Here is a 24,180-nt window from a genome sequence, read left to right as displayed (position 1 = left end):
GCCCGGTCACGCTCGGCGACTTGACCATGGCGGCCTGGTGTTCACTCCAGGTCGGCGTGATCGGGTTTCTGATCTGTCGCATCGTAATTTATGCACCTTAACCGGCCAATTGTGGGTGAGCAGCGTCACAGCCTGCTCACAGGTCTCGGCGTTGACACGTGGCCGCTACGTCTCTACGTTATGAAAACGATAATCATTATCAATTAATGTTGTGACGTCTACCTGAGGATGATCGCCATGGCCACCTTTGCTACCGGCACCGACGAGCTGAAGAACACCGACGGTGTGAACCGGCCGGGGTGGTTTGTCAGCAGACGCGTCGACATCCTCTTCGTCTTCGGTTTGGGCGCGTTGTTGTCGGCAGTGCTCTTCGCGGCCGACGGGCACAAGGGGGTATTCCTCGTCGGTGCGGTGGCCTTCTCCCTGCTTTCCGACCTCCCGCATGTGCTGACCACGACGGCGCGTGTGTGGATGGATCCCCGCGAGCGGTCCCGGTTCTGGGCGCACTATGTGATCAGCTTCGTCGTGGTCGCCGCGATCGTCGGCACGTTGTGGTTCGGCGGCTGGATGGTGCCGCTGCTGGCCATCTGGGCCTATTGGCAGGTGTTCCACGTCCTCAAACAGCACTTCGGCATCATCAACATCTACGCCGCGAAGAATGGCTACAAGGGCCCGCGCAACCGGATCAAGTACGCGCTGTACGCCGTCTGCCTGGCTCCGGTGCTGTACCGGGCGAGCCAGGGCCTGAACTTTTCCGAGTACGTGGTCTTCGGTCACCGACTGCCCTTCTCGAACCTGAGCGTGCCGGTGCCGCCCATTCCCGGATTCTTGGTTATCGCTGGATTCGTCTGCGCCGCAGTCATGTTGGGTATCGCCGTCTGGGAGCAGGTGCAGCTGAAGCGGGCCGGACAGCGCGCACTGCCGGCCATGTCGGTGGCAACCTTCGTCATCGCGGCGCTGTCCTACAACCTGTCCTATCTGCTGGTCTCGGACCTTTTCGCGCTCATCCTGATCGCGACGACAACGCATAGTCTGCAGTACCACCTGATCAACTGGACGCGGAACAACACCCGCTTCGCGCGCACCGAGGATCCGGGCGAGAAGAAGCTGCTGCTGGCACGGCTCTCGACGCGTAGGGCGCTGCCGCTGTACGTCGCCTTCTTCGGAGGGCTGGGCATCCTCGCAGGGCAGCTCGACACGGTCATCTTCGCGGTCCCGCTGACCTTCGTGCTGCACCACTTCTACATGGACGGCGCGCTGTGGAAGAGCAAGGGCAATCCCGAACTGGCCTACGACCTGGGAATCGTCCGTGCTGGATAGCGGACTGATCGAGCAGCGACAGGCTCGCCTGCCGGTGTCGGTGCGGCGCGTCGCGTCGCACCGCGAGGCCAAGCAATTCGTCGCGATGCCCTGGCGCATCTATGGTGACGACCCCAACTGGCGCCCGACGCTGCGCCGCGTCATGCACGCGAAGATGAACTCCAAGCACAACCCGCTGCACCGCGAGGTGCAGATCGAGAACTTCGTCGCCTACCGCGGTGACAGCCCCGTGGGCCGCATCTCCGCCAGCATCGACTCGGCGTACGTGCAGCGCTACGGCGAGTGCGCATTCTTCGGATTCTTCGAGAGTGAGGATGACGACGCGGTGGCGGGCGCCCTGCTCGGGGCGGCCGAGCAATGGGCCGTGCGCCGGGGCATCACCAAGATGGTCGGCCCGTTCAGCTATACCTCGCGCGAGGAAGTCGGCCTCCTGGTCGCCGGGTACGACAGGCCGCCGGCGGTCATGCAGCCCTACAACCCCCGGTACTACCCGGCGCTGGTAGAGGCGGCCGGATATCGCAAGAAGTTCGATACCGCCTCCTTCCGCTGGCATGTCGACGGCAGCCGGGAGGTCCAGCAGCGCCTGCTCAAGCGGGCCGACGCGGTCATGCGCGACCAAGGGGTGACGGTGCGCTCGGTGCGGATGCGCGACTACGGCGACGAGCTGGAGATGTTGCGCGGTCTCTACAACGACTCCTTTGCCCACCACCCCGAGAATGTCCCGCTCAGTCGTGACGCGTTCTCGGGGATGGCCGCGGAGATGCGGCCCCTGATCGACCCGAACATCGTGCGCATAGTCGAATCCGCTGGCAACCCAGTGGGATTCCTGTTGATGCTCCCCGACGTCCACGAGGTCGTCGGACGCTCGGGCCGGCTCACGCCGGCGCTGCTGGCACGGCTCGCGGCCCGGCGCGACGGGCGCATCCGCGGAATCGACACCGCCGTCGTGGTGCTCATCGGCGCGGTGCAGACCCAGTTCGGTGCAGGGATCGGAAGGATCCTGGCGGGGGAGATCGTCCGGACGATCACCGGCAGCGGCTACTCCTCGGTTGCCACCACCTGGGTGCATGAGGACAACGTGTGGTCGAATTCGCTCACCGCCCAAATGAAGACGGACCCGGAGAAAATCCATCGGGTCTACCAGAAGGCGCTGTGATGGGCAGCCGGATACTGGTCACCGGGGCCACCGGGTACCTGGGTTCCACCCTCGTCGCGTCTTTGGTGCAGGCGGGCGAACGGGTCACCGTCCTGACGAACCCGCACGACTCCGCCGTTCTCGGCAGCGAACTGCGTGCGCACGTCGATACGGTCTGCGCCGACATCACCGATGCGCAGAGCATCGATGACGCGATGCGCGGTGTGTCCCACGTGTATCACCTCGCCGGTATTGCGTCACCGAATGCCCGTCTGGGACACAAGATTTGGCAGACCAATGTGCTCGGCACCTACCAGGTGGCGCGCGCCGCGCTGAAGCACGATGTCCAGCGCGTAGTGCATGTGTCGTCTACCGCTGCCGTCGGTTACCCGCCCAACGGTGTGGTGGCGGATGAAGAGTTTGATCTGCGGGATTCGGTGCTGGACAACGTGTATTCGGCGTCCAAACGTGCGGGTGAACGGCTGGTGCTGGACTTCGCCGAGCGCGGTCTGGACGTTGTCGTCGTGAACCCCGCCGCCGTGTTCGCGCCGGGCGCGGGGCCCGCCCGGTCCTGGCAGGGGCTGTTGGTCGCCGCCCGCAAGGGCCTGCTGCGCGTGGTGCCGCCCGGCGGCACGGCAGTGTGCTCGGCACGGGATTTCGTCGTGGGCACTACCGCGGCAATGGCCAAGGGGGACAAGGGTCGCCGATACATCCTGAGCACCGTGAACCTGTCGTACCGGCAGATCGGGGAGCTGCTTGTGGCCGCGGTGGGGCGCGATCACCCGGTGCGGTCCGCGCCCATGGGGCTGTTCCGCGCGGTGGGCAAGGGCAACAGGCTGGTGCGTGATGTCTCCATGCGCTTCGACCCCGACGATGCGCTGATTCCCGAGAACGTGGAACTGATGGCCCGTGAGGTGTATTACGCGCCCGATAGGGCAGTGCGAGAGCTGGGAATTCCTCAGGTGTCTACCCACGAATTGATAGCGGAGTTTGTGCGATGACGGTCGAGGCGCGGCAGACGCAGGGTGGCTCCAAGGAAGCGCTCGGCATATCGATGGCCGATGCGCGGGCACTGGTGGCAGACCTGACCGCACGCCGTCAATGGATCTACTGGCTGGACCTGGCTGCCTGCGTAGCGATCGGTTACACGGCATTCCTGTTGTGTCCGGCCGATGATCTGCTGTCGGTGCCCGCGGCGGCGTGCATGGTGGTGGCGGCCTTCGCGTTCTATCGTGCCGTGTTGTTCGTCCACGAGCTCGTGCACGCCGAGCGCGACCTGCGCTGGTTCTCGATGGTGTGGCACGCGATATGCGGAATCCCGCTACTGACACCGAAGTTCACCTTCGAGTTCCATCATGAGCACCACGCGTCGCGCACCTATGGCACCGCCGAGGACGGGGAGTACGTGGCCTACAGCAGCGAACCGCGCTGGCGCATCATCCTCTTGCCGTTCACAGCGCTGGGCGGGCCATTGGCATTTGTCTTCCGGTTCCTGGTGCTGGCCCCGTTGAGCTGGCTGATTCCCGCGATCAGGCCCGTCGTGCTCGCCCGGGCATCATCGCTCATGATCGACGCCGATTTTGAGCGGCCGTTGCCGCCGGAAGGAACGCCCCGCTCCTGGCTGGTGCAGGAAATCGCTTGTTTCGCCTACACATTGGCCTTGCTGGTATTGCTGCTCCTGGGCGCCTACTCGCCGTACCGGCTGCTGGAGGCGCATCTGGTGGTCGCCATGGCGTTGTTCGTGAACTGGCTGCGGGTGCTCGCGGCGCACCGGTACGAGGGCACGACCGAGCGGATGACCTTCCCGGAACAGGTTCTCGATTCCATCGACCACCCCTCGGTTCCCGTGCTGGGTTCACTGTGGGCGCCGGTGGGGTTGCGCTTCCATGCGGTGCACCACTTCTTCCCCCAGTTGCCCTACCACCAGTTAGGTGAGGCGCGCCGTCGGCTCATGGCGGCGATCCCGCCGGATGCCGGGTACTGGTGCACCGAAGACCGTTCACTCGCCTCATCGCTGCGGCGTCTACTCGCTCACCCGCGTAAGGACACGGTATGAACACCACCCAATTGACGTCCATGGCAAGAGAATCCGGAGCCGCCACCTACTCCCGCCGCCTGCCGATACGGCCGGTGGAGGCGCGGGGTGCCCGGGTGCGCGCCGATGACGGCCGCTGGTACGTCGACTGCCTGGCCGCTGCCGGGGCCATGTCATTGGGCTGGAATCACCCCGTCGTCAGTGAGGCCGTCATGAAGACGGTTTCCTCCGGAGAGCCATTGCTGTCACTGGACTTCCACACGCCGTCCCGGGACCGATTCGTCGAGGAGCTGCTCGCCATCCTGCCGGTGCGGCTTGCCGCCGAGGCCAGCATTCACTTGTGCTCACCGAGTGGGGCGAGCGCGGTGGAGGCGGCGCTCATGCTCGCCGAGGTGGCCACCGGCGGGCGCGAACACGTGGGCGTGCAAGGCGGGTTCCACGGCTGCACGCGGGCCGCACGCGCGGCGAGCTCCGGCGGGGGCTTGCGCCAGCAGCCGGTGGTGCTGTCGCCGCACGCGAGCTTCCTGCCCTACCCGCAGGAGTACCGCAGCCCGTTTGGGGTGGGCGGGGAAGAGGGTATCGACCTGGCGATCGCAGCGGCCGAAGGGCTTGCGCGTCCGCACAGCGGCGTGACGGCGCCGGCGTCGCTGATCGCCGAGTTTGTGCTGGGTGAGGGTGGGGTGATTCCCGCTCCGCCCCGCTGGGGGCAGGCATTGCGCCGGACCGCGTCGACGCTTGGGATACCGCTGATCGCCGATGAGGTGCAGGCCGGTATGTACCGCACGGGTCCGGCATGGGCGTTTCAGCACTGCGGCATCGAACCCGACATGGTGGTGATCTCCAAGGGGCTCGGCTCCGGTATCCCCATCGCTGTCCTGGTGGTGCGTAAGGAATTCGACGTGTGGGAGCCCGGTGCGTTCACCGGGACCTTCCGCGGGAACGCGATGGCCTTTGCCGCCGCCAGCGCCGTGATGCGCTTCGCGCGCGAGAACGGCCTGCGTGGGCAGGTTGCCGCCCACGGCAAGGTCTTCCTGGATGGCTTGAATGCCATCGCATCCCGCTCGAACCTGGTTGGTGATGTGCGCGGAGTCGGGCTGATGCTGGGCGTGGAGATCGTGGACCCCGATCTGCCGTGGCCGCACGACGCCGGAGCGCCGGCGCCGGAGCTGGCCGCCGACATTCAGCGTGCGTGCCTGCACTACGGCCTGATTGTGGAGACCGGGGGCCAGTACGGCAACGTGGTGCGATTCTTGCCACCGTTGACCATTGAGGAACCCGATATCGCCGCGGCGCTCAACGCATTCGAATCGGCCCTGGTGGCGGTGGAGCGCACGCGGTCCACCAGCGAGCGCGTATGGGCAGAATCCTGGTGACGCCCAATCCGAGTCCCTTCGTGAGTGACTTCCTCACGGGGCAAAGCAAAACCGCGTATCGCGAAGCCATCGGGCTGGCGGCGGACCGAGCGAGCGCTGCGCTGGGTGGAGCCACCAGGCCCGGCCTGGTGGACGGTTACGCGGCGCTGAAAAGTGATGCCGGGCGGCTCGATCTCGACGATCCCGAGGGCGTTGGACTGAGCCGGGCCTTGGACGAAGCGGCCGGGCTGCTCGCGGAGAAATCGGTGGTGGTGACCCACCCGGCATATCTGGCACATCTGCACTGCCCGCCGGCGCTGCCGTCGCTGGCTGCCGAGGTACTGATCAGTGCGTTCAATCAGTCGATGGACTCCTTCGATCAGGCGCCGGCCGCCACTGCGATCGAGCAGCAGGTTGTCGAATATCTTTGCGCCAGAATGGGGTACGCACCCGGCTCGGATGGGACCTTCACCAGTGGGGGCACCCAGTCGAACCTGCAGGCGCTGCTACTCGCGCGGGACCTATTCGCCCACAACACCTACGGCTGGGATATCGCGGCACGGGGTTTGCCGCCGCAGGCCAGTTCGTGGCGTGTGCTGTGCACCCGGCAGACGCATTTCTCGGTGCGGCAGGCACTCCGGCTACTCGGGCTGGGGACCGACGCCGTCATCGAGGCGCCCACCGACGAGGCCGGGCGCCTGCGGGTCGAGGAACTTGCGGGAATCCTGGACGGGGCAGACCGTGCCGAGACGCCCGTGTTCGCGCTCGTGCTTACCGCGGGCACCACAGATTTCGGGGCGATCGACCCGCTGGAAGCGCCCATCGCCCTGGCCCGGGCGCGGGGGATCTGGAGCCACGTGGATGCCTGCGCGGGTGGGTGCCTGATCTTCAGCGAACAGCACCGGAACCTGCTGCGCGGTATCGAGCTGGCGGACTCGGTTGCACTCGACTTCCACAAGCTGCTGTTCCAGGCGATCAGTTGTAGCGCCCTGTTGGTCCGCAGCCGTGCGAGCTTCGATGTGCTTGCCGCGCATGCCGATTACCTCAACCCGGAGAGTGACGCCGAGCACGATGTGCTCAATCTGGTGGGCAAATCGCTACAGACCACCCGCCGTTTCGACGCGCTCAAGGTACTGGTCACGCTCAGGGCGATGGGCCGGCGTCACGTCGCGGCGATGATCGATGCCACCTGCGCCGCGGCGCACTCCGCGGGTCACGCGGCGGCCGAACACCCGGACCTGGAACTGGCGGCACCGGTGTGCACCAACACCGTGGTGTTGCGCTGGCGGCGGCCTGGCCTGGCGGTCGAGGTGTGCGATGGGATCAACGACACGGTTCGCGCCGAGCTGGCGCACATCGGCAGGGCGATTGTGGGCCGGTCCAGTGCGGCGGGAGGACGGGCGATCAAGCTCACCTTCGTCAACCCCTTGGTCACGGCTTCGGTGGCAGCCGCGATGGTCTCCGAGATAGCCGCCCACGGCAACCGGATCTGGTGTGCCCGTATCCCGGAGGGCAGCGCCGTATGAGCAATCCCGTGGTACGCGTCGAACGCGTGTCGGCCTCCGATGCCCGGTTTGCCTGGGCGAAGAATGTCGAGTTCTCGATTTTCGGCCTGGAGAACGATTTTGCCGACGATGTCGATATCGCGGCGGGGGAGATGGCGCACTACCGCCCCTGGGAACGGTCGTCGGAGATCTACGTCGGGTTTACCGAAGAGTCGCGTGAGCACCCCGTGGGCGTATTGCGTTCTCTGCGTCACGATCCCGAGCTTGGATTCGACAGTTTCAGCACCTTGCGCGACGCCCGGAGCTTCCGGGGCGACGGTGGACCGGCGCGCAATTATCTCTATCCGCGGTGGGATTCGTTCTTCGGCGAGGTGGCGCCGGAGCGCATCGCGGAGCTGGCCACCCAAGGGGTGCGCAAGAGGTACCGGCGCGCCGGAATGATCGAGCAGATCTGGCAGGCATTCTTCGGCAGTCTGGCCGCCGACGGCGTCCAGTTTGTGACAGTGGCGCTGGTGGTGCCGCTGTTCGACTGGTACCACCACCTGCTGCCACAGCGGCTACATCAGATCGGCGACATCTTGCCCAACTACATCGGTGCGGACAGCGTGCCGGCCGTCCTCGACATCAGCGGCTCCTTTGTCCCCGACGCCGCCGACGCCGTTCGTGACGGCTCGCTGCTGACCGCCGCCACCGCACGTCCGTCCCCCGATAAAGAAAGAACCAGATGAGATCTATTCACACCGAAGAGCATGTTTTCCGCAAGGTCAGCGAGATCGACTGTCCCGTAGACAAAGTGTGGGAGCGGGTCACCTCGCAAGAGGGCATCAACGATGAGATGGGCCCTTACATGAAGATGACCATGCCCAAGCAGTTCCGGGGCAGGTCCATCGCAGATGTCACTCCGGGCACCCGGATTGGCAAGAGCTTCCTGCTGTTGTTCGGCGTCCTGCCGTTCGGGTTCGACGACATCACCGTGGCGCGGCTCGAGCCCGGCCGGATGTTCCGTGAGGAGTCGCTCATGACCGGTATGCGGGTCTGGGTTCACCACCGCACCCTGGAGCCGGTGGCGTCCGAGACGGGCGAAAAGACCAGGGTGACTGACGAGATCACGCTGGCCCCGCAGGCGCCGCTGGGACTCATTCCCGGGTGGGGCAGGCTGATGAGCAAGATTCTGGCGGCCTTCTTCGCGCATCGGCACCGGCGGCTGAGCCGGACCCTGTCTGCCACCGGAGCCGTGCGATGAGACGCCTCGGGGCGGCAGCGACCGCGGTGCTCTCGGTCGCGGTGGCCGCCGCCTGCTCGCCCGTGAACGAGGAGGCGGGAAAGCCCGTCGGACATGCCTTCGCACTCTTGAAGTACTCGGCAGCACCAGGGGAACCGGCCTCCGAGCCGCAGGGAAAATCGCCCTTCGGTGACTATGCCCAGGAGGTCTCCGGCTCGGTGACGTATCTCGGGGAGACCACCGCGCTACCCGGTGCCGGTGTCATGACCGTCGGCCCGGGTCCCCGGCGCGGCGAACTGAAGATCGAGCAGTACTACCAGGGGGACCGATTCCCGTACGAGACCGGGATTGTCTCCGGCGGTGAGGGCAAGCCCAGCACCCTGGATGCCATCACCATCGTCAACCCGCTGGATTCGCGGGTGACGCTGCAATGCACCATCGACGGCGGAATCTCCCTGGCGGACATCGACAGTGAGCGTGAACTCAACGGCACCTGCGGCGGCGGAGCCAAGGCACACGGTCACATCAGGCCCGAGGGCAGTCGCAAGGCGAGCTGGCGCGACAAACCCGTCGAGCTGGTGCGCACCGTCATGGATCTCACCGTCACCGGTGCCAGCAGTGGCCAGATCCACCAGACCAACGAGGTTCCCAGGGACAGCACGGTCGCCAGCTTTCCCTTGTTCACATCGATCGACGTGAACATGACGGCACAGGGCATCAGCCTCGCCGAGAAGCTGGAACGCCACGTCCTGCCGAAAGTGAAGGGCTGAGCATGACCACAGAGGAGAAGACCCCGGCATTGCGCGCGGCTGATCTGGTCAAGGCCTACCCCGGTGCGGAGAATCGCGCCGTCGACGGGCTGAATCTGACTATCCCGCAAGGCATCGTCTATTGCCTGCTCGGCAGGAACGGTGCGGGCAAGACCACGACCATCCGCATGGCGACGACGCTGCTGGCCCCCACCAGCGGGGAGCTTGAGGTGCTCGGAATTCCCGTCGACAAGACTAAGGAATTGCGTCCCCTGATCGGCGTGGCCCTGCAAGAGGTGGCGCTGGATCTGTGGATGTCGCCGGTGGAACAAATCCGGATGAGCCTGGCCATCGCAGGCTGGCCCAAGGGGCAGCGGAAGGCGCGCGAGGACGAGCTCGTCGAGCAGTTCGGCCTGGGCAGTTACTTGAACCGGAAGGTGGGCGCGCTGTCGGGCGGCATGCGCCGCCGTGTCGATGTCGCGCTGGCGGTCGCCCACAACCCACAGATGTTGTTCCTCGACGAGCCGTCCAGTGGGCTGGATATCGAAGGCAAACAGGAGGTGTGGAATGCAATTCGGCTGCTGCGTGCCGAAGGGCGCACCGTCGTGCTGACAACGCACGATATGGACGAGGCGGTGTCGCTCGCCGACGAGGTCGGCATCGTCAAGAGCGGTCAACTTGTCGCGTCGGGCTCCACTCAGGAGTTCACTCGCAGCCACGGTTACGCGGTCGACATCTCGGCCGACGGCGGCGTATCGGAAGACACGGCCAAGGAGTTGGTGGCCGCGGGCTACGCCGTGCAACGCACGGAGACCGGGACTTTGTCGGGGACTTTGGATTCCGCGTCGGCATCGGATCTGGGGACGCTGAGCGCGGAACTGGGCCGGGTCGGGTTGGGCGCGGCCAGTATCGAAGTGCGATCCACCTCGTTGCGCGACGCATTCCTGGAGGTAACCCAGTGACCGCCTTGTCCAATACCGCGCGGCTATTCCGTCGCTACGTTGTCGTGGGCCTGCGCCAGCCGGTCTTCGGATTCATCTTCCCGATCGTCTTCCCGGTCGTTCTCGTGATTTTTGTGCGGTCGATGTTCCAGCGCGTCGCGGACCTGCCCGGATTCCCGCTCTCCTCCTACACCGCGTACATCGCGCCCGGGCTCATCATGCTTATTCCGATGCTCGGTGCGGGGTACGGGGCCGGGACGCTCATCGACGAGATCAGATCGGGGTTCACCGATCGGCTGCGGCTGTATGGCGTCTCTACCGGGCAGATCATGGCGGCCAAGATCGGTTTCGAGATGTTCCGCATCCTGCCGGCCGCGGTTATCGTCATCGGACTGCTGGCCTTTCTCGACGCACCACTGCGGGCGGGGCTGTTGACCGGGGTGTTCCTTGTGCTGGTGATGTTCCTGTGGTCGGCGGCCTACAGCTCGCTGTTCTACCTCGTGGCGCTGCGCACCCTCAATCCGCAAGCGCCCGTGGCGATGTTGCCGCTGGCATTGCCGGTGCTGTTCGTCAGCCAGGCGCTCATGCCCTCGGTGTTCCTGTCCGACTGGCTCAGGATCAGCATCAACGCAAACCCCTTCTCGCACATTGTGTCCGCCGCCTCCACGATCATGTACGGCGAATTTGACGTGACGCTCGTCGTCAAGGGTGCGCTGGTGGCCATTGGCATGTTTGCGCTGTTGCACATACCCATCCATCTGGTGATCCGCCGAAAAATAGGCAAGTAGAGGCTGCAAAGAACATGGAAACTACGTCCGAAGTCCGTGAGTTCCTCATCGAGTTCATCGCCGAGGAACTCGAGATGCCCACCGGAGATGTCAACGACTTCTCGGAACTGGTGGGCGATCTCGGGTTCGATTCACTGTCGTTCGCGGTTGGGGTATCGGAAATCAAGGGCCGCTTTGGTATTCAGCTGACCAAGGATGATGTCTTCGAGTGCAAGACGCTCGGGGCGTTGATCGAACTGGTCGAGAGCCGTTTGTGATGAGCCGCTTGCGCGAAGAACGTCCGTTGATGAATCCGGTGCTCGACAGACTGCGCACCAGCGCCATCACCGAACGCGGCCTCACCTCGGCGCCACTCGGAGTCGAGGGCACATCACGGTTGGCTGAGCTGCGCACCACGGCCTGGGCCGATGTGCACCAGCAGGGGCTGCGTATCGCGGGCGCCCTGCACGCAGCGGGCGTGCGCCCCGGTGACGCTGTCACCGTATTGGCCGGTAGCCCCGGTGAAATCGCACCATTGGTACAAGGCATCTGGATGTCGGGTGCCTCCGTGACCATGCTGCACCAGCCCACGCACCGATCCGATATGCAGGTGTGGATCGACGACACCCGCAAGGCAATGGCCGCGGTGGGCTCCTCGACCGTGGTGGTGGGGGACCCGTTCCTCGCGGCCGCCGGGCAGTTCGCGTCGGTCGGTGCTCGCGCCCTGCAGCTTCCGGGCCTGTTGTCCGGCGCGCCGGGGGAGATCGTCGATACCGACCCAGACGCTATCGCCTTCCTGCAGTTGACCTCCGGGTCCACCGGCACGCCGAAGGCGGTCAGCATCACCTATCGCAATATCGAGGCCAATCTACGGGCGATGGTCAGCGCATCGGGCGCCGATCCTGAGTCCGATGTGGTGGTGAGCTGGCTGCCGCTGTTCCACGACATGGGCATGATGGGCTACCTGATCGTCCCGATGTGCCGTGGGATGAACACCGTCAGTGTGACTCCCATGGATTTCCTCGGTGATCCGCTGCTGTGGGCGGAGCTGATCAGCAGGTACCGCGGCAGCATGACGGCCGGCCCCAATTTCGCGTACTCACTGCTGGCCCGCAGGCTGCGCAAGGCACCCGACGGCGCATACGACCTGTCCCCGTTGCGGTTCGCACTCAGCGGCGCCGAGGCCATCGATGTCGCGACCCTGGAACGATTCGTCACTGAGGGTGCGCGTTTCGGTATGCGTGCGGATGCCATCGTTCCCGCGTATGGCATGGCGGAGGCCACCCTGGCGGTCTCGTTTGTGCGGCGTGGCGAGGGCTACCGGGTGTGCCCGCCGCATCCCGATCTCCTCGCCGCCCAGGGTGACGAGGCCAGCGCCCGTGTGGCACTGGGTCTTCCCCTGCCCGGCTGTGAGGTGCGGGTGGTGTCCGATGACCGCTCGGTGCTGCCCGTGGAGACGATCGGTGAGCTCGAGATCCGTGGGGAGAATGTCACCGCCGGGTACCGCACCGCGGCGGGGTTCGAGCCGATGCTCGACGCGCAGGGCTGGCTGTCCACCGGCGACATCGGGTACCTCACCGAGGATGGGCAACCGGTGATCTGCGGCCGCAAGAAGGACATCCTGATCATCTCCGGTCGTAACGTGCACCCCGAGGACATCGAGCGGTCGGTCGCGGGGGTGCCGGGAGTGAAGTCGGGCGGTATCGCCGCGGTACGTCTGTCCACCGCCGCGGCGGGCGAGGGGTTCGCGATGGTGGCCGAATCGGCGCTGCACGCCGACAGTGCCGAGAGCGCACGCATCCGTGCCGAGGTGGCTGACCGTGTCTACCGCAGCCTGGGGGTGAGTCCGCGCGATGTCCACGTGGTCCCGGCCGGGTGGATCCCCAAGACGTCCTCGGGAAAGCTGCGCCGGAGAGCGACCAGTGACCGGCTGAAGAGGTGTGAACCGACCCGATGACGACACGGGAACAACTTCTCCGTGTCCGCACCTGGATGCCCGAAGGGCTTCGCACGCTTGGTGATCGCGGTGCGCGCTATCTGCGGCACCATCCGATCGCCGCGCTCACCACCGTCGGCGAGCAGTTCGTTCTCGGTGCGCACACGCTGCGGTACTTCGCGACCGACCTGGTGACGGGCCGGTTCCAGTGGGCGGAGTTCGTGCGGCAGGCGGCGTTCATGGCGGGCACCGCGGTGATGCCGACGGTGCTGGTGGCACTGCCCATCGGGGTGACGCTTTCCATCCAATTCGCGCTGCTGTCAGGTCAGGTCGGCGCTACCTCGCTGGCCGGCGCGGCCAGCGGGCTGGCCGTGGTGCGGCAGGCCGCCTCGTTGGTGGCTGCCATATTGCTGGCCTCGGCGGTCGGATCGGCGATGACCGCCGACCTCGGCTGCCGGACCATGCGGGAGGAGACCGCGGCCATGGAGGTCATGGGGGTGTCGGTGGTGCGGCGGCTGGTGGTGCCGCGCTTCGCGGCGGCGATCGTCGTCGGTATCGCCCTGACCGGTGTGGTCTGCTTTGTCGGGTTCCTGGCGAGTTATCTGTTCAACGTATATGTACAGGGCGGTGCCCCAGGAAGTTTCGTCGCCACCTTCGCCTCGTTTGCGACCACGGGAGACCTACTGCTGGCGTTGGTGAAGGCCGCGGTGTACGGCGCCATTGTGGCGGTGATCGCCTGCCAGAAGGGGCTGGCGGCGCACGGTGGACCGACCGGGGTGGCCAATTCGGTCAACGCGGCCGTCGTGGAGTCCGTCCTGCTGCTGATGGTCGTCAACGTCGTGGTCAGCCAGGTCTACACCATGTTGTTCCCGCGGGGGGTGCTATGACCGCCACGCTGCCGACTCCTCGGGTGATACTGCGGCCCATGGTGATCCGTGCCGACACCGCGATGAGGCCACTGGCGCGGTTCGGTCATATGGTCACCTTCTTCCTGCACGCCTTCCTGGCGATCCCGATCGTCCTGCGCCGGTACCGGCGTGAATTCCTGCGCCTGCTTTCCGATATCACCTGGGGCAACGGGTCGATCGTTGTCGGCGGGGGCACCGCCGGTGTGGTGCTGGTGCTCGGTGTTACCGCCGGAGCCCTGGTGGCGATCGAGGGCTACAACTTCCTGGAACTGATGGGCCTGGGCCCGGCCACGGGGGTCATCTCCTCATTGGTGACCACCCGCGAGCTCGCGCCGATCATGGCCGCGCTGGCCTTCGCCGTGCAGGCGGGATGCCGCTTCACCACCCAGCTTGGGTCGATGCGCATCTCCGAAGAGGTGGACGCGATGGATTCCCTTGCCATCCGGCCGATTCCCTATCTCGTGACGACGCGCCTGATGGCGTCCGTGGTCGCCATCATCCCGCTGTACGTGGCATGTCTGACGATCAGTTACTTGTCCTGCCAGGTCATGGTCGGCATTGTCAGCGGCGGCTCGCTGGGTCCGTACCTGCACTACTTCACGCTGCTGTCCAGCGGCACGGACATGGCCTACTCGGTCCTCAAGGCCATCGTCTTCGTCTGGATAGCCTCGGCCGTGCAGTGCTATTACGGGTTCTGCGCCGACGGCGGACCGGAGGGTGTCGGTATTGCGGCGGGGCACGCGATGCGTGCCAGCATCACCGCGGTGATCGTGGTCAACATGCTGCTCACCATGGCGCTGTGGAGTATCGACTCGGGCGCCAGGTTCGGGGGATGATCTGATGAATCAGCTTGGCACTCATTACGACCTGGACGGGGTTGTCTTCTCGCGACGCCAGCTGCTGGTGCGCGGGGGCGCCGCGCTGGCCGCCGTCGCGGTCATCACGTCCGCTCTGCTGATCAAGTCGACGGGGGTGCTGGACCGGTACGTGAACGTGGTCGCCGAGCTCCGCAACGTCGGTGACGGACTGCCGCCGCGCTCGGATGTGAAATATCGCGGCGTACTCGTCGGTGCCGTGGACAGCGTCGTCCCGGGGGCCGGTGTGCAACCCAACCGGGTGCATCTGCGGCTTAAACCCCTGTACGCCAACTCGATCCCCGCGACCGTCACCGCCCGGGTGGTGCCCAGCAATGTCTTCGCGGTCTCGGCCCTGCAACTCGTCGACCACGGCTCCGGTGCACCCGTGCGCGACGGCGGGCGTATCGCCGAGGACACCCGGCTGCCGACCGTGCTGTTTCAGACCACGGTGAACAAGCTGCGCCAGATCCTCTCCGCGACGGGCCGCGGCCGCGAGGACAACACCGTCGGGATCCTGGCGGCCGTTGGTGCGGCCACCGATCACCGCCGTGCCGAACTGCTGACAGGTGCGGCGCAACTCGACCGCATCCTGGACCAGCTCAATGCCATCGTGGCGACGGACCAGGGGCCGTCCACGGTGTCGGCGCTGGTGGATGCGGCGCGTGGGCTCTCGCAGACCGCACCGGACTTGGTGGATGCCCTGCACCAAGCCGTGGGGCCCATGCGCACCCTCGCCGAGAAACGGGATCAGTTGCGTACGTTCATCGGGGCCGGGGTGCACACCACCGGGACCACCGTGGAGTCGCTGCGCAACCACACCGATCAGCTCATCCAGATCACCACCGACCTGACGCCGGTGCTGGGCGTGCTGGCCAATAACGCCCAGCACTTCGTGCCAATCACCCGGCGCATCACCACGTTCTCGGACACCTTCTTCCAGGAGGTGTGGGACCCGGAGCTGGCCACCCCACGCGGGCGGGTCAATCTGTCGTTCACCCCGTCGTACACCTACACCCGCGCCGACTGCCCGCGCTACGGAGAACTCAAGGCGCCCAGCTGTTTTACCGCTCCCCAGATCGCGGTCCGGCCCGACCTTCCCGAGGTCCTGCTGCCGCAGAATTACCACCCTCCGGCCACCCTGGCTCCGCCGCGGGGCACGGTGGTAGGTCCCCATGGCAATCTCGTCGCCGTCGGGCCGCCCCTGGTCAACCCCAACCCGGACCTGCGTGATCCCAATCCGCCGGTGCCGTCGTGGCTCAGTCCGGCTCCACCGGTACCCGGAAGCGCGGTCCCGGGCGAAACCGCTTTCGCCCCGGCGTCATTCGGGGGAAATGTGGGACCTGTCGGCAGTGCCCAGGAACGGAGCCAGTTGGGCCGAATGCTCGGCGAGCCCGCGACGGCGGCGGATCAGCTGATGCTCGGGCCCATCGCCCGCGGCACCGCCGTGACCCGAAACCAGGACGCAGACAACAAGGAAGGCACACGATGAGGCGCTCAGCGGCCGGGAGCGTGCGTGGGCCCGTGACTGGCCTCGTCATCTTCCTGGTGATCGCCACGGTGCTGACGTGGCTGGTCTACGTCACATTGCGGCGCGACGTCAAGGGCACGACGGTCTCCTACGGCGCGATGTTCACCGATGTCTTCGGGCTGCGCGAGGGCGACGACGTGCGGATCGCGGGGGTTCGTGTGGGCAGGGTGCAGGGCATTGAGCTCAACGGGACCCTCGCGAAGGTGCGCTTCGCGGTCCAGGACGGCCAGCGGCTCCCCGACAGCACTACCGCGGCGGTGACCTATCAGAACATCGTCGGCCAGCGGTATCTCGCACTGGCGCAGGGACACTCGGGGCACGGCGGCCTGCTGGCCCCGGGCGGGGTCATTCCCGTCGAGCGCACCGAGCCCTCCTTCGACATCGGCGTTCTACTCAATGGGTATGAGCCCCTTTTCGCGGTGCTGGACCCCGCGCAGGTGAACAACCTCACCCAGGCCGTCATCGGCTCCCTGCAAGGGGACACCGCCGCGTTCGCGACGCTCGTGGATCAGACATCGACATTGGCCAAGACATTCACGGGGCGCGACGACGCCCTGGATCACGTGATCGGGAGCCTGGACCGGGTAGTGGGCAGTCTGGCGGCGCAGAACCGGGACTTCGAGGAGGCGATCGCCGCGACCCGAGCGGTGGTCGGCCAGTTCGACGGCCGCAGACCCGAGCTGGTGTCTTCTGTGGGCAAGATGACCACGGTGGTCAGGAACCTGTCGCGGATTGCTCACGATGTGAACCCGCCGTTGCACGAATTGCTCACGCGCGAGCCCGGTTACACCCGGCACATGCTCGACATCGAGCCGCAGATCGCGTACACGGGACTGAACACGCCACTGTTCCTCAAGGGCCTGGCGCGCATGTTTGGGGAGGGCTCCTACATGAACGCCTATGCCTGCGACGTGAACGCGTACGGATTCTTCCCCGGCCTCAACGATGTCGTCCCGATCATCGTCAACGCGGCCACTCCGGGCGGCAAGGCCAAGCACACCGCGCGATGCAGGAATGCCGGCGATGGCGGCTGACGTGATGCGGCCGCACTGGCTTGCCGCTCTTCGTAGGCCGCTGGACTCCTACAACAAGACCTGGCTCGGCGTTGTCGCCGTGGCGGTTATCGCGGTGCTCATCGGCGCACTGCTCGTGGTGAAGGAGCTGGGGATCGGATACCGGCAGTTCACCGCCGAATTCCTGCAGGCCGCCGCGTTGCGGCCGGGAAACATCGTCACCATCGCGGGAGTGCAGGTCGGGTCGGTGACCGGTGTCCGGCTGGCCGGTGACCGCGTCGAGGCCACCTTCCGGGTCCGTGACCACATCCCCGTGGGCGGTGAGACGCGAGCGGCGATCAAGATCACCACGCTGTTCGGTTCCCGGTATCTCGACCTGCGTCCCGCGGGCACCGGCACACCAGCGGGGCGGCTGATCAGCCTGCAGTACACCGAGGTTCCCTATGACCTGCAGGCAGCACTGGCCGATTCCACCCGCACCTTCGAACAGGTGGATGCCGACAGCATCGCCTCCTCGTTGAACGTCCTGGGCTCCCAGCTCGGCGGCCTGCCCAACGTGGTGCCACAGGCCATGGAGAACGTGCGGGCGCTGTCTTCGGTCATCGCGCAGCGGCGCGATCAGCTCGGCACGCTGCTGGCCAGTACCGAGCAGGTCACCGGCATGCTGCGCCGCCAGCAGTCCGATATCGGCACGTTCATCCGTCAGGGGCAGGAGCTCGTGGGGGAGTTCGTGGCGCGCTCGGCCGCCTTCCACGCGATGATGCGCTCACTGCAGAGCATCGTGGACTCCCTGCGCAGCATCGTGGTCGATGACCACCGGGTACTCGACGGTGTCATTCACACCATGGAGGAGCTCAGCGGCAAGCTCGCCGAGCAGGATGCCTTGCTGCGCAACCTGCTCCAAATCGCGCCCGTGACCGTCCGGGAGATCGCCAACGCCACCGGATTTGGCAATGCGGTCGAGGGCAACCCGCCCGGGGGCGCCCTCATTGACTCGTGGATGTGCGCGATCAGCGGGCGCGCCAAGCAATTCGGGATGATCGAGTATTTGAAGGACTGCCAGTGACCAAGATTCGCCAACTGCTCCTGGTCGGGTTGGGGCTGCTCGTCGTCGCCGCGACGACGGTGGGCGCGGCCTGGTCCGTCACGGGCGGCGGCAGGACCATCACCGTGACGGCTCAATTCGATAGTGCCGCAGGTCTTTATCCCGGAAATGTGGTCGCCGTGCTCGGTATGCCGGTGGGGCAGGTCGCTAAGATCACCGCGAGAGGCGGATACGCCGAGGTGGAGTTCACCGTCGACAGGCAGGTCAAAATCCCTGCCGATGTCCAGGCCGTCACCCTCTCGACCTCGATTCTGACCGACCGCCAGATCGAGCTGTCGCCGCCGTATCGCGGCGGGCCGGTGCTGCGTGACAATGACACCATCGGCCTGAATCGGACCACGACGCCCGTCGAATTCGACCGGGTGCTCGGCATGCTCGACAAGCTTTCCGGCTCCCTACATGGCGATGGCACCGGCGGCGGTCCCATCGCCGCGGTGCTCAATGCCGGTGACGGTGTCGCGTCCGGCAACGGCGATCGCATCAAGACGGCATTGGACGAGCTGTCCCGGGCATTGCGTCTCGGTGCCGATGGTGGGGCGCGTACCCGTGAACAGATGACCGCCATCGTCAAGAATGTCAGTGGCCTGCTGGACGCGGCGGCCCGCAACGATACGAGTCTGCGGCAGTTCGGTTCCACGGTGCGTCAGCTCAGCGACATCCTGGCCCGCGAGAGCTTCGGTTCGGGGAGCACCGGCCGGCAGTTCAATGAGGTGATCGAGCAGACCGGCAACATCCTGCAGTCCAACCGGGATGCCATTAGCCGTGGTATCGCCAACGGCAACAAGAGCATCCAGACGGTGTACGACCGCCAGCGCGAGCTCGCCGAGTTCTTCGACGTGCTGCCACTGATGGCCGACAACTTGTACAACGCCATCGACCAGCGCAACGGTGCGATCCGTGCACACTTCCTGGCCGACCGCATGGTCTTCGACGGGCAGATGGCCAAGGAAATGTGCAATCTGCTGGGTCTGCGCCAGCTTGGCTGCAGCACAGGGACATTGCAGGACTACGGTCCCGATTTCGGATTGACCTACATGCTCGACGGTCTCGCGGCGATGGGGCAGAAGTGATGAGGCGCAGGCTATCGGCGCTCACGGCGGTGGCGTTTCTGTGCGCGGGGTGTTCCACCAGCGGCCTGGCCGACCTGCCACTGCCTGCGCCCGGATTGGGCGCCGGGGGATACCGGCTGACCGCGGTCTTCGCGAATGCACTGAATCTCCCCGAGCGTGCCAAGGTGAAACTCGCCGGCGCCGATATCGGCGAGGTGGAATCCATGGCGGCACGTGATTTCAGCGCGGTGACCACCCTGCGCATCCGGCACGACGTCACGCTTCCGATCGGCAGCACAGCGCAATTACGCACTGCCACACCACTTGGCGATGTGTTCGTGGCCATCGCGCCACCGGAACAATCCGCCGGCGGCATGCTTGCGGACGGCGACACCATCCCGATCGACCGGACCGGGGCGGCCGCGACCGTGGAGTCGGTGCTCAGTTCGGCGGCGATTCTGGTGAACGGTGGCGCGGTGCATAACCTCACCAACGTCGTCAACGGCACCGGCAGGGCTGCCGGGCCGGACGGGCAGGCCTTCGGGCGCATGATCGGGAAGTCGAATGAGCTGCTGGGCAAGCTCAATGCGCGCTCGGGACAGCTGGATGCCGCGATGACGGAGACGGCGCAGCTGGCCGAGGCGCTCGACGGCAAGAGCGACACACTCGCCGAGGTGCTGCACGCGGCCGCACCGGCCACCGCGACCCTGCGGGACAATGCCGATCAGATCTCGAATCTGGTACTGCTGCTGGGCGATACCGCCAGCGAGCTGAGCAAGTTTCCGTCCGTCGCGGGTACCGATGCCAGCGGGCGCAGCGTTGTCGCCGATGCTAATGCCATCTCGCGATCCTGGAATGACGTGGTGCTGGACCCCGAGACCAGCCTGCTCGCGCTGAACCGGCTATACGCGCCGTTCATCAAAATCACTGCGGGCTCAGCCATATCCGGCAGCGCCGGTATCGACCGCCTGGTGCTGGGTGCTATCCCGGACGCCGGATTCGGGGGGGACCAGGGTTTTCACGGACCTAAGCGGTACGACTGGGCCAAGCTCGTGGGGACCTTCAAGTACACGCTGTGGCGGCTGCAGGAACGTGTGGTGGGTCAGGGACCCGCTGCGCAGGAGGCCCCCCGATGAGCCGCGCCTGGGTCAGCGGCCTGTCGCTGGTGCTCATGTTGACGGTCTCGGTGACCTATCTGCTTGTCGGGGTGCTGCACGTGCGGCCGCTGGCGTCGAGCTATCCGGTGACCATCCAACTCGCCGAATCCGGTGGGCTGCTGCCCAACCAGGACGTGACGCTGCATGGCGTGCGCATCGGCTCGGTCGATTCACTGAGCTTCACCGGCCAGGGTGTGAACGCGACGGTCAGTGTGGACGGTGGTGTCCGCGTTCCCGCCTCCAGCACGGTGCGGGTCTCCGGGCTGTCTCCGGCCGGTGAGCAGTACCTGGACTTCTCGTCGGGATCGGACGCGGGCCCGTTTCTGTCGGCGGGGGCCGTGATCACCCGGGACCGCACCGCCATCCCGGTCACCCCGGCGCAGCTGCTGGTCCATGCCGACGGTGTTCTCGCCCAAGTGGATCCGGCCAAGATCGAGCGCATCAAAAACGAACTGAGCCTGAGCGCGGAGGGGCCAGGCAAGCTCACGTCGATAGTCGACGGCGGGGTGTTCCTGCTCGCGACCCTCGATTCGGTACTGCCCGAGACGGTTCGCGCAATCCGGGACAGCAGGACGGTGCTGTCGGCGGCCGTGGATGTCAATGGCGGCATCGCGGCCACCGCACGAAACCTGCGTGGCACGCTCGCGGGCATCAACAGGATGGACGGCGGCTACCGGAAACTCATCGACCAAGCCCCTCGGGTGCTGGGGGCCACCGACAATCTGTTCACCGATAACTCCGACACCATGGTGCAGCTGCTGGCCAACCTGTCCACCAACGCCCGGCTGTCGTATGTGCGGGTGCCGGCGCTCAACGCCCTGTTTCCCGACTATCGGGGTTCGGCACTGGAGGCGTTCATCAGCACCATGCACGAGCACGGACTGTGGGTGACCGCCGACCTGTACCCGCGTTATGCCTGCGACTACGGCACCCCGCGGCGCCCACCGTCTTCCGCCGATTACCCGGAGCCGTTCCTGCACACCTATTGCCACGACGACGATCCGGCCGTCCTGGTGCGCGGCGCCAGGAACGCCCCGCGCCCGGCGGGGGATGACACGGCCGGGCCGCCGCCCGGTGCGGACCTAGGCGCCACCTCCGACCCGACACCGACGGGCCGGTACACCATCCCGACGCCCTACGGCGGTCCCGCGCTGCCCATCGAGCCACCGAGGTAAACCATGCCGGCCAACAGTGCGCACGACCGTCCACAGTCCGCTGCCACGCGGGCGGTGAACACCCGCCGGATCGCGTTCACCTTTAACGGGGCCTCACCCGCGCGGCGGCATTTCGTCGCGGGCGATATCGCGATGAGCCATCTAGTCGCCCTGTTGTCCGGCTTCTTTCCCTCGGGTGAGGAGTTCTTCATCCAGTCGGTGCGGCGCTATGACAGCCAGATCGTCGATCCGGTGCTCAGGAAGCAGGTGGCCGGATTCATCGGGCAGGAGATGACCCACGGTATCCAGCACCGGGAGCTCAATACGCAGCTGGTTGACCGCGGCTACTGGGCCACCGGGCTCATGGATCGGGTGGGCACGCGGCTGGTTAAGCGGATGAAGCAGAACAGAGACCGGCTGCCGGATAGGGTGGCTCGGTCGGCGCTCGCGGTGACGGCCGCGGTGGAACATCTCACGGCGATCCTCGGGGAGCAGGTGCTCAGCGTTCCGTGGATACAGCAGCAGCTGACCGATCCCGAGGTGCGCGCGATGCTCAACTGGCATGCCATCGAGGAGATGGAGCACAAGTCCGTCGCCTTCGATGTGTACCGCCACGTTGGGGGCACCGAGCGGATGCGGATCGGGGCGATGGCCGTCACGCTTGCTCTTTTCCTGAGCCGGACGCTGATCCTGCTGGCCTCGATACTCACCGATCCGTGGGCGTGGCGCCATCCCGCGGCGACCCTGCGCAGCATCATCACGCTGCCGCGCACGCCACTGTTCGCCGGACTCGGGGCCAAGATCCGGTGTTATCTGCGCTCGGGTTTCCATCCCGACGACATCGACCACGGGCCCCTGCTGGAGAAGTGGCGCGACGAGTACTTCGGTCCCGAGGGCATCCTGCTGGACCATCTGAAGTAGCTGCTAGAAGCCACCGAGGTAAACGGTGCTTTGCGCGGCCCTTAGGCTGTTCAGGTCAATTACTGCAGTCTTGCAAGAGGAGCCTGAGCAGATCGTGGCCGCCAAGCCGAACGCCGCCGGTAAGAAGATCGAGGCCGTCGTCAACCTCGCCAAGCGCCGGGGACTGGTGTACCCGTGCGGCGAGATCTACGGCGGTACCAAGTCGGCATGGGATTACGGCCCGCTCGGCGTGGAGCTCAAGGAGAACATCAAGAAGCAGTGGTGGCGCTCCATCGTCACCAGTCGCGACGACGTCGTGGGCCTGGACTCCTCGGTGATCCTGCCTCGCCAGGTCTGGGTTGCCTCCGGTCACGTCGAGGTCTTCAACGACCCGCTGGTCGAGTGCCTGAACTGTCATAAGCGCCACCGTCAGGACCACCTGCAAGAGGCGTACCTGGAAAAGAAGGGTGCGAAAGAAGGCCTCACGGACCCCGAGTCGGTTGCGATGACCGAGATCGTGTGCCCCGACTGCGGCAACAAGGGTCAGTGGACCGAGCCGCGCGACTTCAACATGATGCTCAAGACCTACCTGGGTCCCATCGAGACCGAAGAGGGTCTGCACTACCTGCGTCCCGAGACGGCGCAGGGCATCTTCGTCAACTTCAAGAACGTCCTCACCACCTCGCGCCAGAAGCCCCCGTTCGGCATCGGCCAGATCGGCAAGAGCTTCCGCAACGAGATCACCCCCGGCAACTTCATCTTCCGCACCCGCGAGTTCGAGCAGATGGAGATGGAGTTCTTCGTCGAGCCGTCGACGGCGCCGGAGTGGCACAAGTACTGGATCGACACCCGCCTGCAGTGGTACATCGATCTGGGTATCGACCCGGAGAACCTGCGGCTCTATGACCACCCCAAGGAAAAGCTGTCGCACTACTCCGACGGCACCGTCGACATCGAGTACAAGTTCGGTTTCAGCGGCAACCCGTGGGGCGAGCTGGAGGGTGTCGCCAACCGCACCGACTTCGACTTGTCCACGCACGCCAAGCATTCCGGTGAAGACCTGTCGTACTACGACCAGGCCGAAGACCGGCGCTACACGCCGTACGTGATCGAGCCCGCGGCCGGTCTCACCCGCTCGTTCATGGCCTTCCTCGTCGATGCCTACCAGGAGGACGAGGCCCCCAACGCCAAGGGCGGTGTGGACACCCGCACCGTGCTGCGTCTGGATCCGCGTCTGGCCCCGGTCAAGGTCGCGGTGTTGCCGCTGTCGCGCAACGCCGACCTGAGCCCGCGCGCCAAGGAGCTGGCCGCCGAACTGCGCCAGAGCTGGAATGTCGACTTCGATGACGCCGGTGCCATCGGTCGCAGGTATCGTCGACAGGACGAGATCGGCACCCCGTTCTGCGTCACAGTCGATTTCGACTCGCTCGAAGACGACTCCGTCACCGTTCGCGACCGCGACGAGATGACCCAGCAGCGTATTCCGATCGGCGGCGTGGCCGATCATCTCGCCAAATCTCTCAAGGGCTGCTAGCCGAGGAGCAGAA

At 65.9% G+C, this 24,180-nt stretch carries 23 protein-coding genes; all 23 read left to right on the top strand.

What is annotated here, in order from left to right; genetic code table 11:
• The first annotated feature begins 237 nt into the window (after positions 1–237).
• Positions 238–1,320 carry a hypothetical protein gene (locus B4394_RS00455; RefSeq protein ID WP_078314197.1) on the top strand — a complete coding sequence of 361 codons (1,083 nt, stop codon included), beginning with the start codon at positions 238–240 and terminating at the stop codon, positions 1,318–1,320.
• The gene (locus B4394_RS00450) at positions 1,310–2,476 is read left to right on the top strand and encodes an N-acetyltransferase (protein WP_353647395.1); all 1,167 of its coding nucleotides are present in this window, start codon (positions 1,310–1,312) and stop codon (positions 2,474–2,476) included. The genes B4394_RS00455 and B4394_RS00450 overlap by 11 nt, the downstream gene beginning before the upstream one ends.
• Positions 2,476–3,456: an SDR family NAD(P)-dependent oxidoreductase gene (locus B4394_RS00445; protein WP_078313842.1), complete on the top strand. Its 981-nt coding sequence runs from the start codon at positions 2,476–2,478 to the stop codon at positions 3,454–3,456. The genes B4394_RS00450 and B4394_RS00445 overlap by 1 nt, the downstream gene beginning before the upstream one ends.
• The gene (locus B4394_RS00440; RefSeq protein WP_078313841.1) at positions 3,453–4,511 is read left to right on the top strand and encodes a fatty acid desaturase family protein; all 1,059 of its coding nucleotides are present in this window, start codon (positions 3,453–3,455) and stop codon (positions 4,509–4,511) included. The genes B4394_RS00445 and B4394_RS00440 overlap by 4 nt, the downstream gene beginning before the upstream one ends.
• Positions 4,508–5,863, top strand: a complete 1,356-nt coding sequence (locus tag B4394_RS00435; RefSeq protein ID WP_078313840.1) for an aminotransferase class III-fold pyridoxal phosphate-dependent enzyme — start codon at positions 4,508–4,510, stop codon at positions 5,861–5,863. Before B4394_RS00440 ends, B4394_RS00435 begins: the two co-directional genes overlap by 4 nt.
• The gene (locus B4394_RS00430; RefSeq protein WP_078313839.1) at positions 5,845–7,368 is read left to right on the top strand and encodes a pyridoxal phosphate-dependent decarboxylase family protein; all 1,524 of its coding nucleotides are present in this window, start codon (positions 5,845–5,847) and stop codon (positions 7,366–7,368) included. The genes B4394_RS00435 and B4394_RS00430 overlap by 19 nt, the downstream gene beginning before the upstream one ends.
• Positions 7,365–8,075: a hypothetical protein gene (locus tag B4394_RS00425; protein ID WP_078313838.1), complete on the top strand. Its 711-nt coding sequence runs from the start codon at positions 7,365–7,367 to the stop codon at positions 8,073–8,075. Before B4394_RS00430 ends, B4394_RS00425 begins: the two co-directional genes overlap by 4 nt.
• Complete coding sequence (locus B4394_RS00420; RefSeq protein ID WP_078309092.1) at positions 8,072–8,590, top strand: Rv1443c family protein; 519 nt, start codon at positions 8,072–8,074, stop codon at positions 8,588–8,590. The genes B4394_RS00425 and B4394_RS00420 overlap by 4 nt, the downstream gene beginning before the upstream one ends.
• The gene (locus tag B4394_RS00415; protein ID WP_078309091.1) at positions 8,587–9,339 is read left to right on the top strand and encodes a hypothetical protein; all 753 of its coding nucleotides are present in this window, start codon (positions 8,587–8,589) and stop codon (positions 9,337–9,339) included. The genes B4394_RS00420 and B4394_RS00415 overlap by 4 nt, the downstream gene beginning before the upstream one ends.
• A 2-nt stretch (positions 9,340–9,341) precedes the next feature.
• Positions 9,342–10,280: an ABC transporter ATP-binding protein gene (locus B4394_RS00410; protein ID WP_078313837.1), complete on the top strand. Its 939-nt coding sequence runs from the start codon at positions 9,342–9,344 to the stop codon at positions 10,278–10,280.
• Complete coding sequence (locus B4394_RS00405) at positions 10,277–11,047, top strand: ABC transporter permease (RefSeq protein ID WP_078313836.1); 771 nt, start codon at positions 10,277–10,279, stop codon at positions 11,045–11,047. The genes B4394_RS00410 and B4394_RS00405 overlap by 4 nt, the downstream gene beginning before the upstream one ends.
• 14 nt (positions 11,048–11,061) lie before the next feature.
• Positions 11,062–11,304, top strand: a complete 243-nt coding sequence (locus tag B4394_RS00400; protein WP_030095215.1) for an acyl carrier protein — start codon at positions 11,062–11,064, stop codon at positions 11,302–11,304.
• On the top strand, positions 11,301–12,983 hold the full coding sequence (locus B4394_RS00395) for a fatty acyl-AMP ligase (protein ID WP_176138268.1): 1,683 nt from the start codon (positions 11,301–11,303) through the stop codon (positions 12,981–12,983). The genes B4394_RS00400 and B4394_RS00395 overlap by 4 nt, the downstream gene beginning before the upstream one ends.
• Before the next feature lie 35 nt (positions 12,984–13,018).
• Positions 13,019–13,849: an ABC transporter permease gene (locus B4394_RS00390; RefSeq protein WP_078309393.1), complete on the top strand. Its 831-nt coding sequence runs from the start codon at positions 13,019–13,021 to the stop codon at positions 13,847–13,849.
• A 38-nt stretch (positions 13,850–13,887) separates the two neighbouring features.
• Entirely contained in the window at positions 13,888–14,706 is an 819-nt protein-coding gene (locus tag B4394_RS00385) for an ABC transporter permease (protein ID WP_139359905.1), read from the top strand.
• Positions 14,707–14,710: 4 nt separating this feature from the next.
• On the top strand, positions 14,711–16,216 hold the full coding sequence (locus B4394_RS00380) for an MlaD family protein (RefSeq protein WP_078313833.1): 1,506 nt from the start codon (positions 14,711–14,713) through the stop codon (positions 16,214–16,216).
• Positions 16,213–17,289, top strand: coding sequence for an MCE family protein (locus tag B4394_RS00375; RefSeq protein WP_078313832.1), 1,077 nt, complete (start codon positions 16,213–16,215; stop codon positions 17,287–17,289). Before B4394_RS00380 ends, B4394_RS00375 begins: the two co-directional genes overlap by 4 nt.
• Positions 17,279–18,334 (top strand): MlaD family protein, encoded by a 1,056-nt coding sequence (locus B4394_RS00370; RefSeq protein ID WP_078314196.1) that lies wholly within the window; start codon positions 17,279–17,281, stop codon positions 18,332–18,334. Before B4394_RS00375 ends, B4394_RS00370 begins: the two co-directional genes overlap by 11 nt.
• Positions 18,331–19,443, top strand: coding sequence for an MCE family protein (locus B4394_RS00365; RefSeq protein ID WP_078313831.1), 1,113 nt, complete (start codon positions 18,331–18,333; stop codon positions 19,441–19,443). Before B4394_RS00370 ends, B4394_RS00365 begins: the two co-directional genes overlap by 4 nt.
• Positions 19,443–20,558: an MCE family protein gene (locus B4394_RS00360; protein WP_078309083.1), complete on the top strand. Its 1,116-nt coding sequence runs from the start codon at positions 19,443–19,445 to the stop codon at positions 20,556–20,558. The genes B4394_RS00365 and B4394_RS00360 overlap by 1 nt, the downstream gene beginning before the upstream one ends.
• Positions 20,555–21,754 carry an MlaD family protein gene (locus B4394_RS00355; RefSeq protein WP_078309082.1) on the top strand — a complete coding sequence of 400 codons (1,200 nt, stop codon included), beginning with the start codon at positions 20,555–20,557 and terminating at the stop codon, positions 21,752–21,754. Before B4394_RS00360 ends, B4394_RS00355 begins: the two co-directional genes overlap by 4 nt.
• 3 nt (positions 21,755–21,757) lie before the next feature.
• The gene (locus B4394_RS00350; RefSeq protein ID WP_078309081.1) at positions 21,758–22,654 is read left to right on the top strand and encodes a metal-dependent hydrolase; all 897 of its coding nucleotides are present in this window, start codon (positions 21,758–21,760) and stop codon (positions 22,652–22,654) included.
• 94 nt (positions 22,655–22,748) lie between these two features.
• Positions 22,749–24,167, top strand: a complete 1,419-nt coding sequence (locus B4394_RS00345) for a glycine--tRNA ligase (protein WP_078309388.1) — start codon at positions 22,749–22,751, stop codon at positions 24,165–24,167.
• Positions 24,168–24,180: the final 13 nt, after the last annotated feature.

Source organism: Mycobacterium sp. D16Q16 (genome assembly GCF_002013745.1).
Taxonomy (GTDB): Bacteria; Actinomycetota; Actinomycetes; order Mycobacteriales; family Mycobacteriaceae; genus Mycobacterium.
This window is presented reverse-complemented; position numbering and strand designations above follow the sequence as displayed.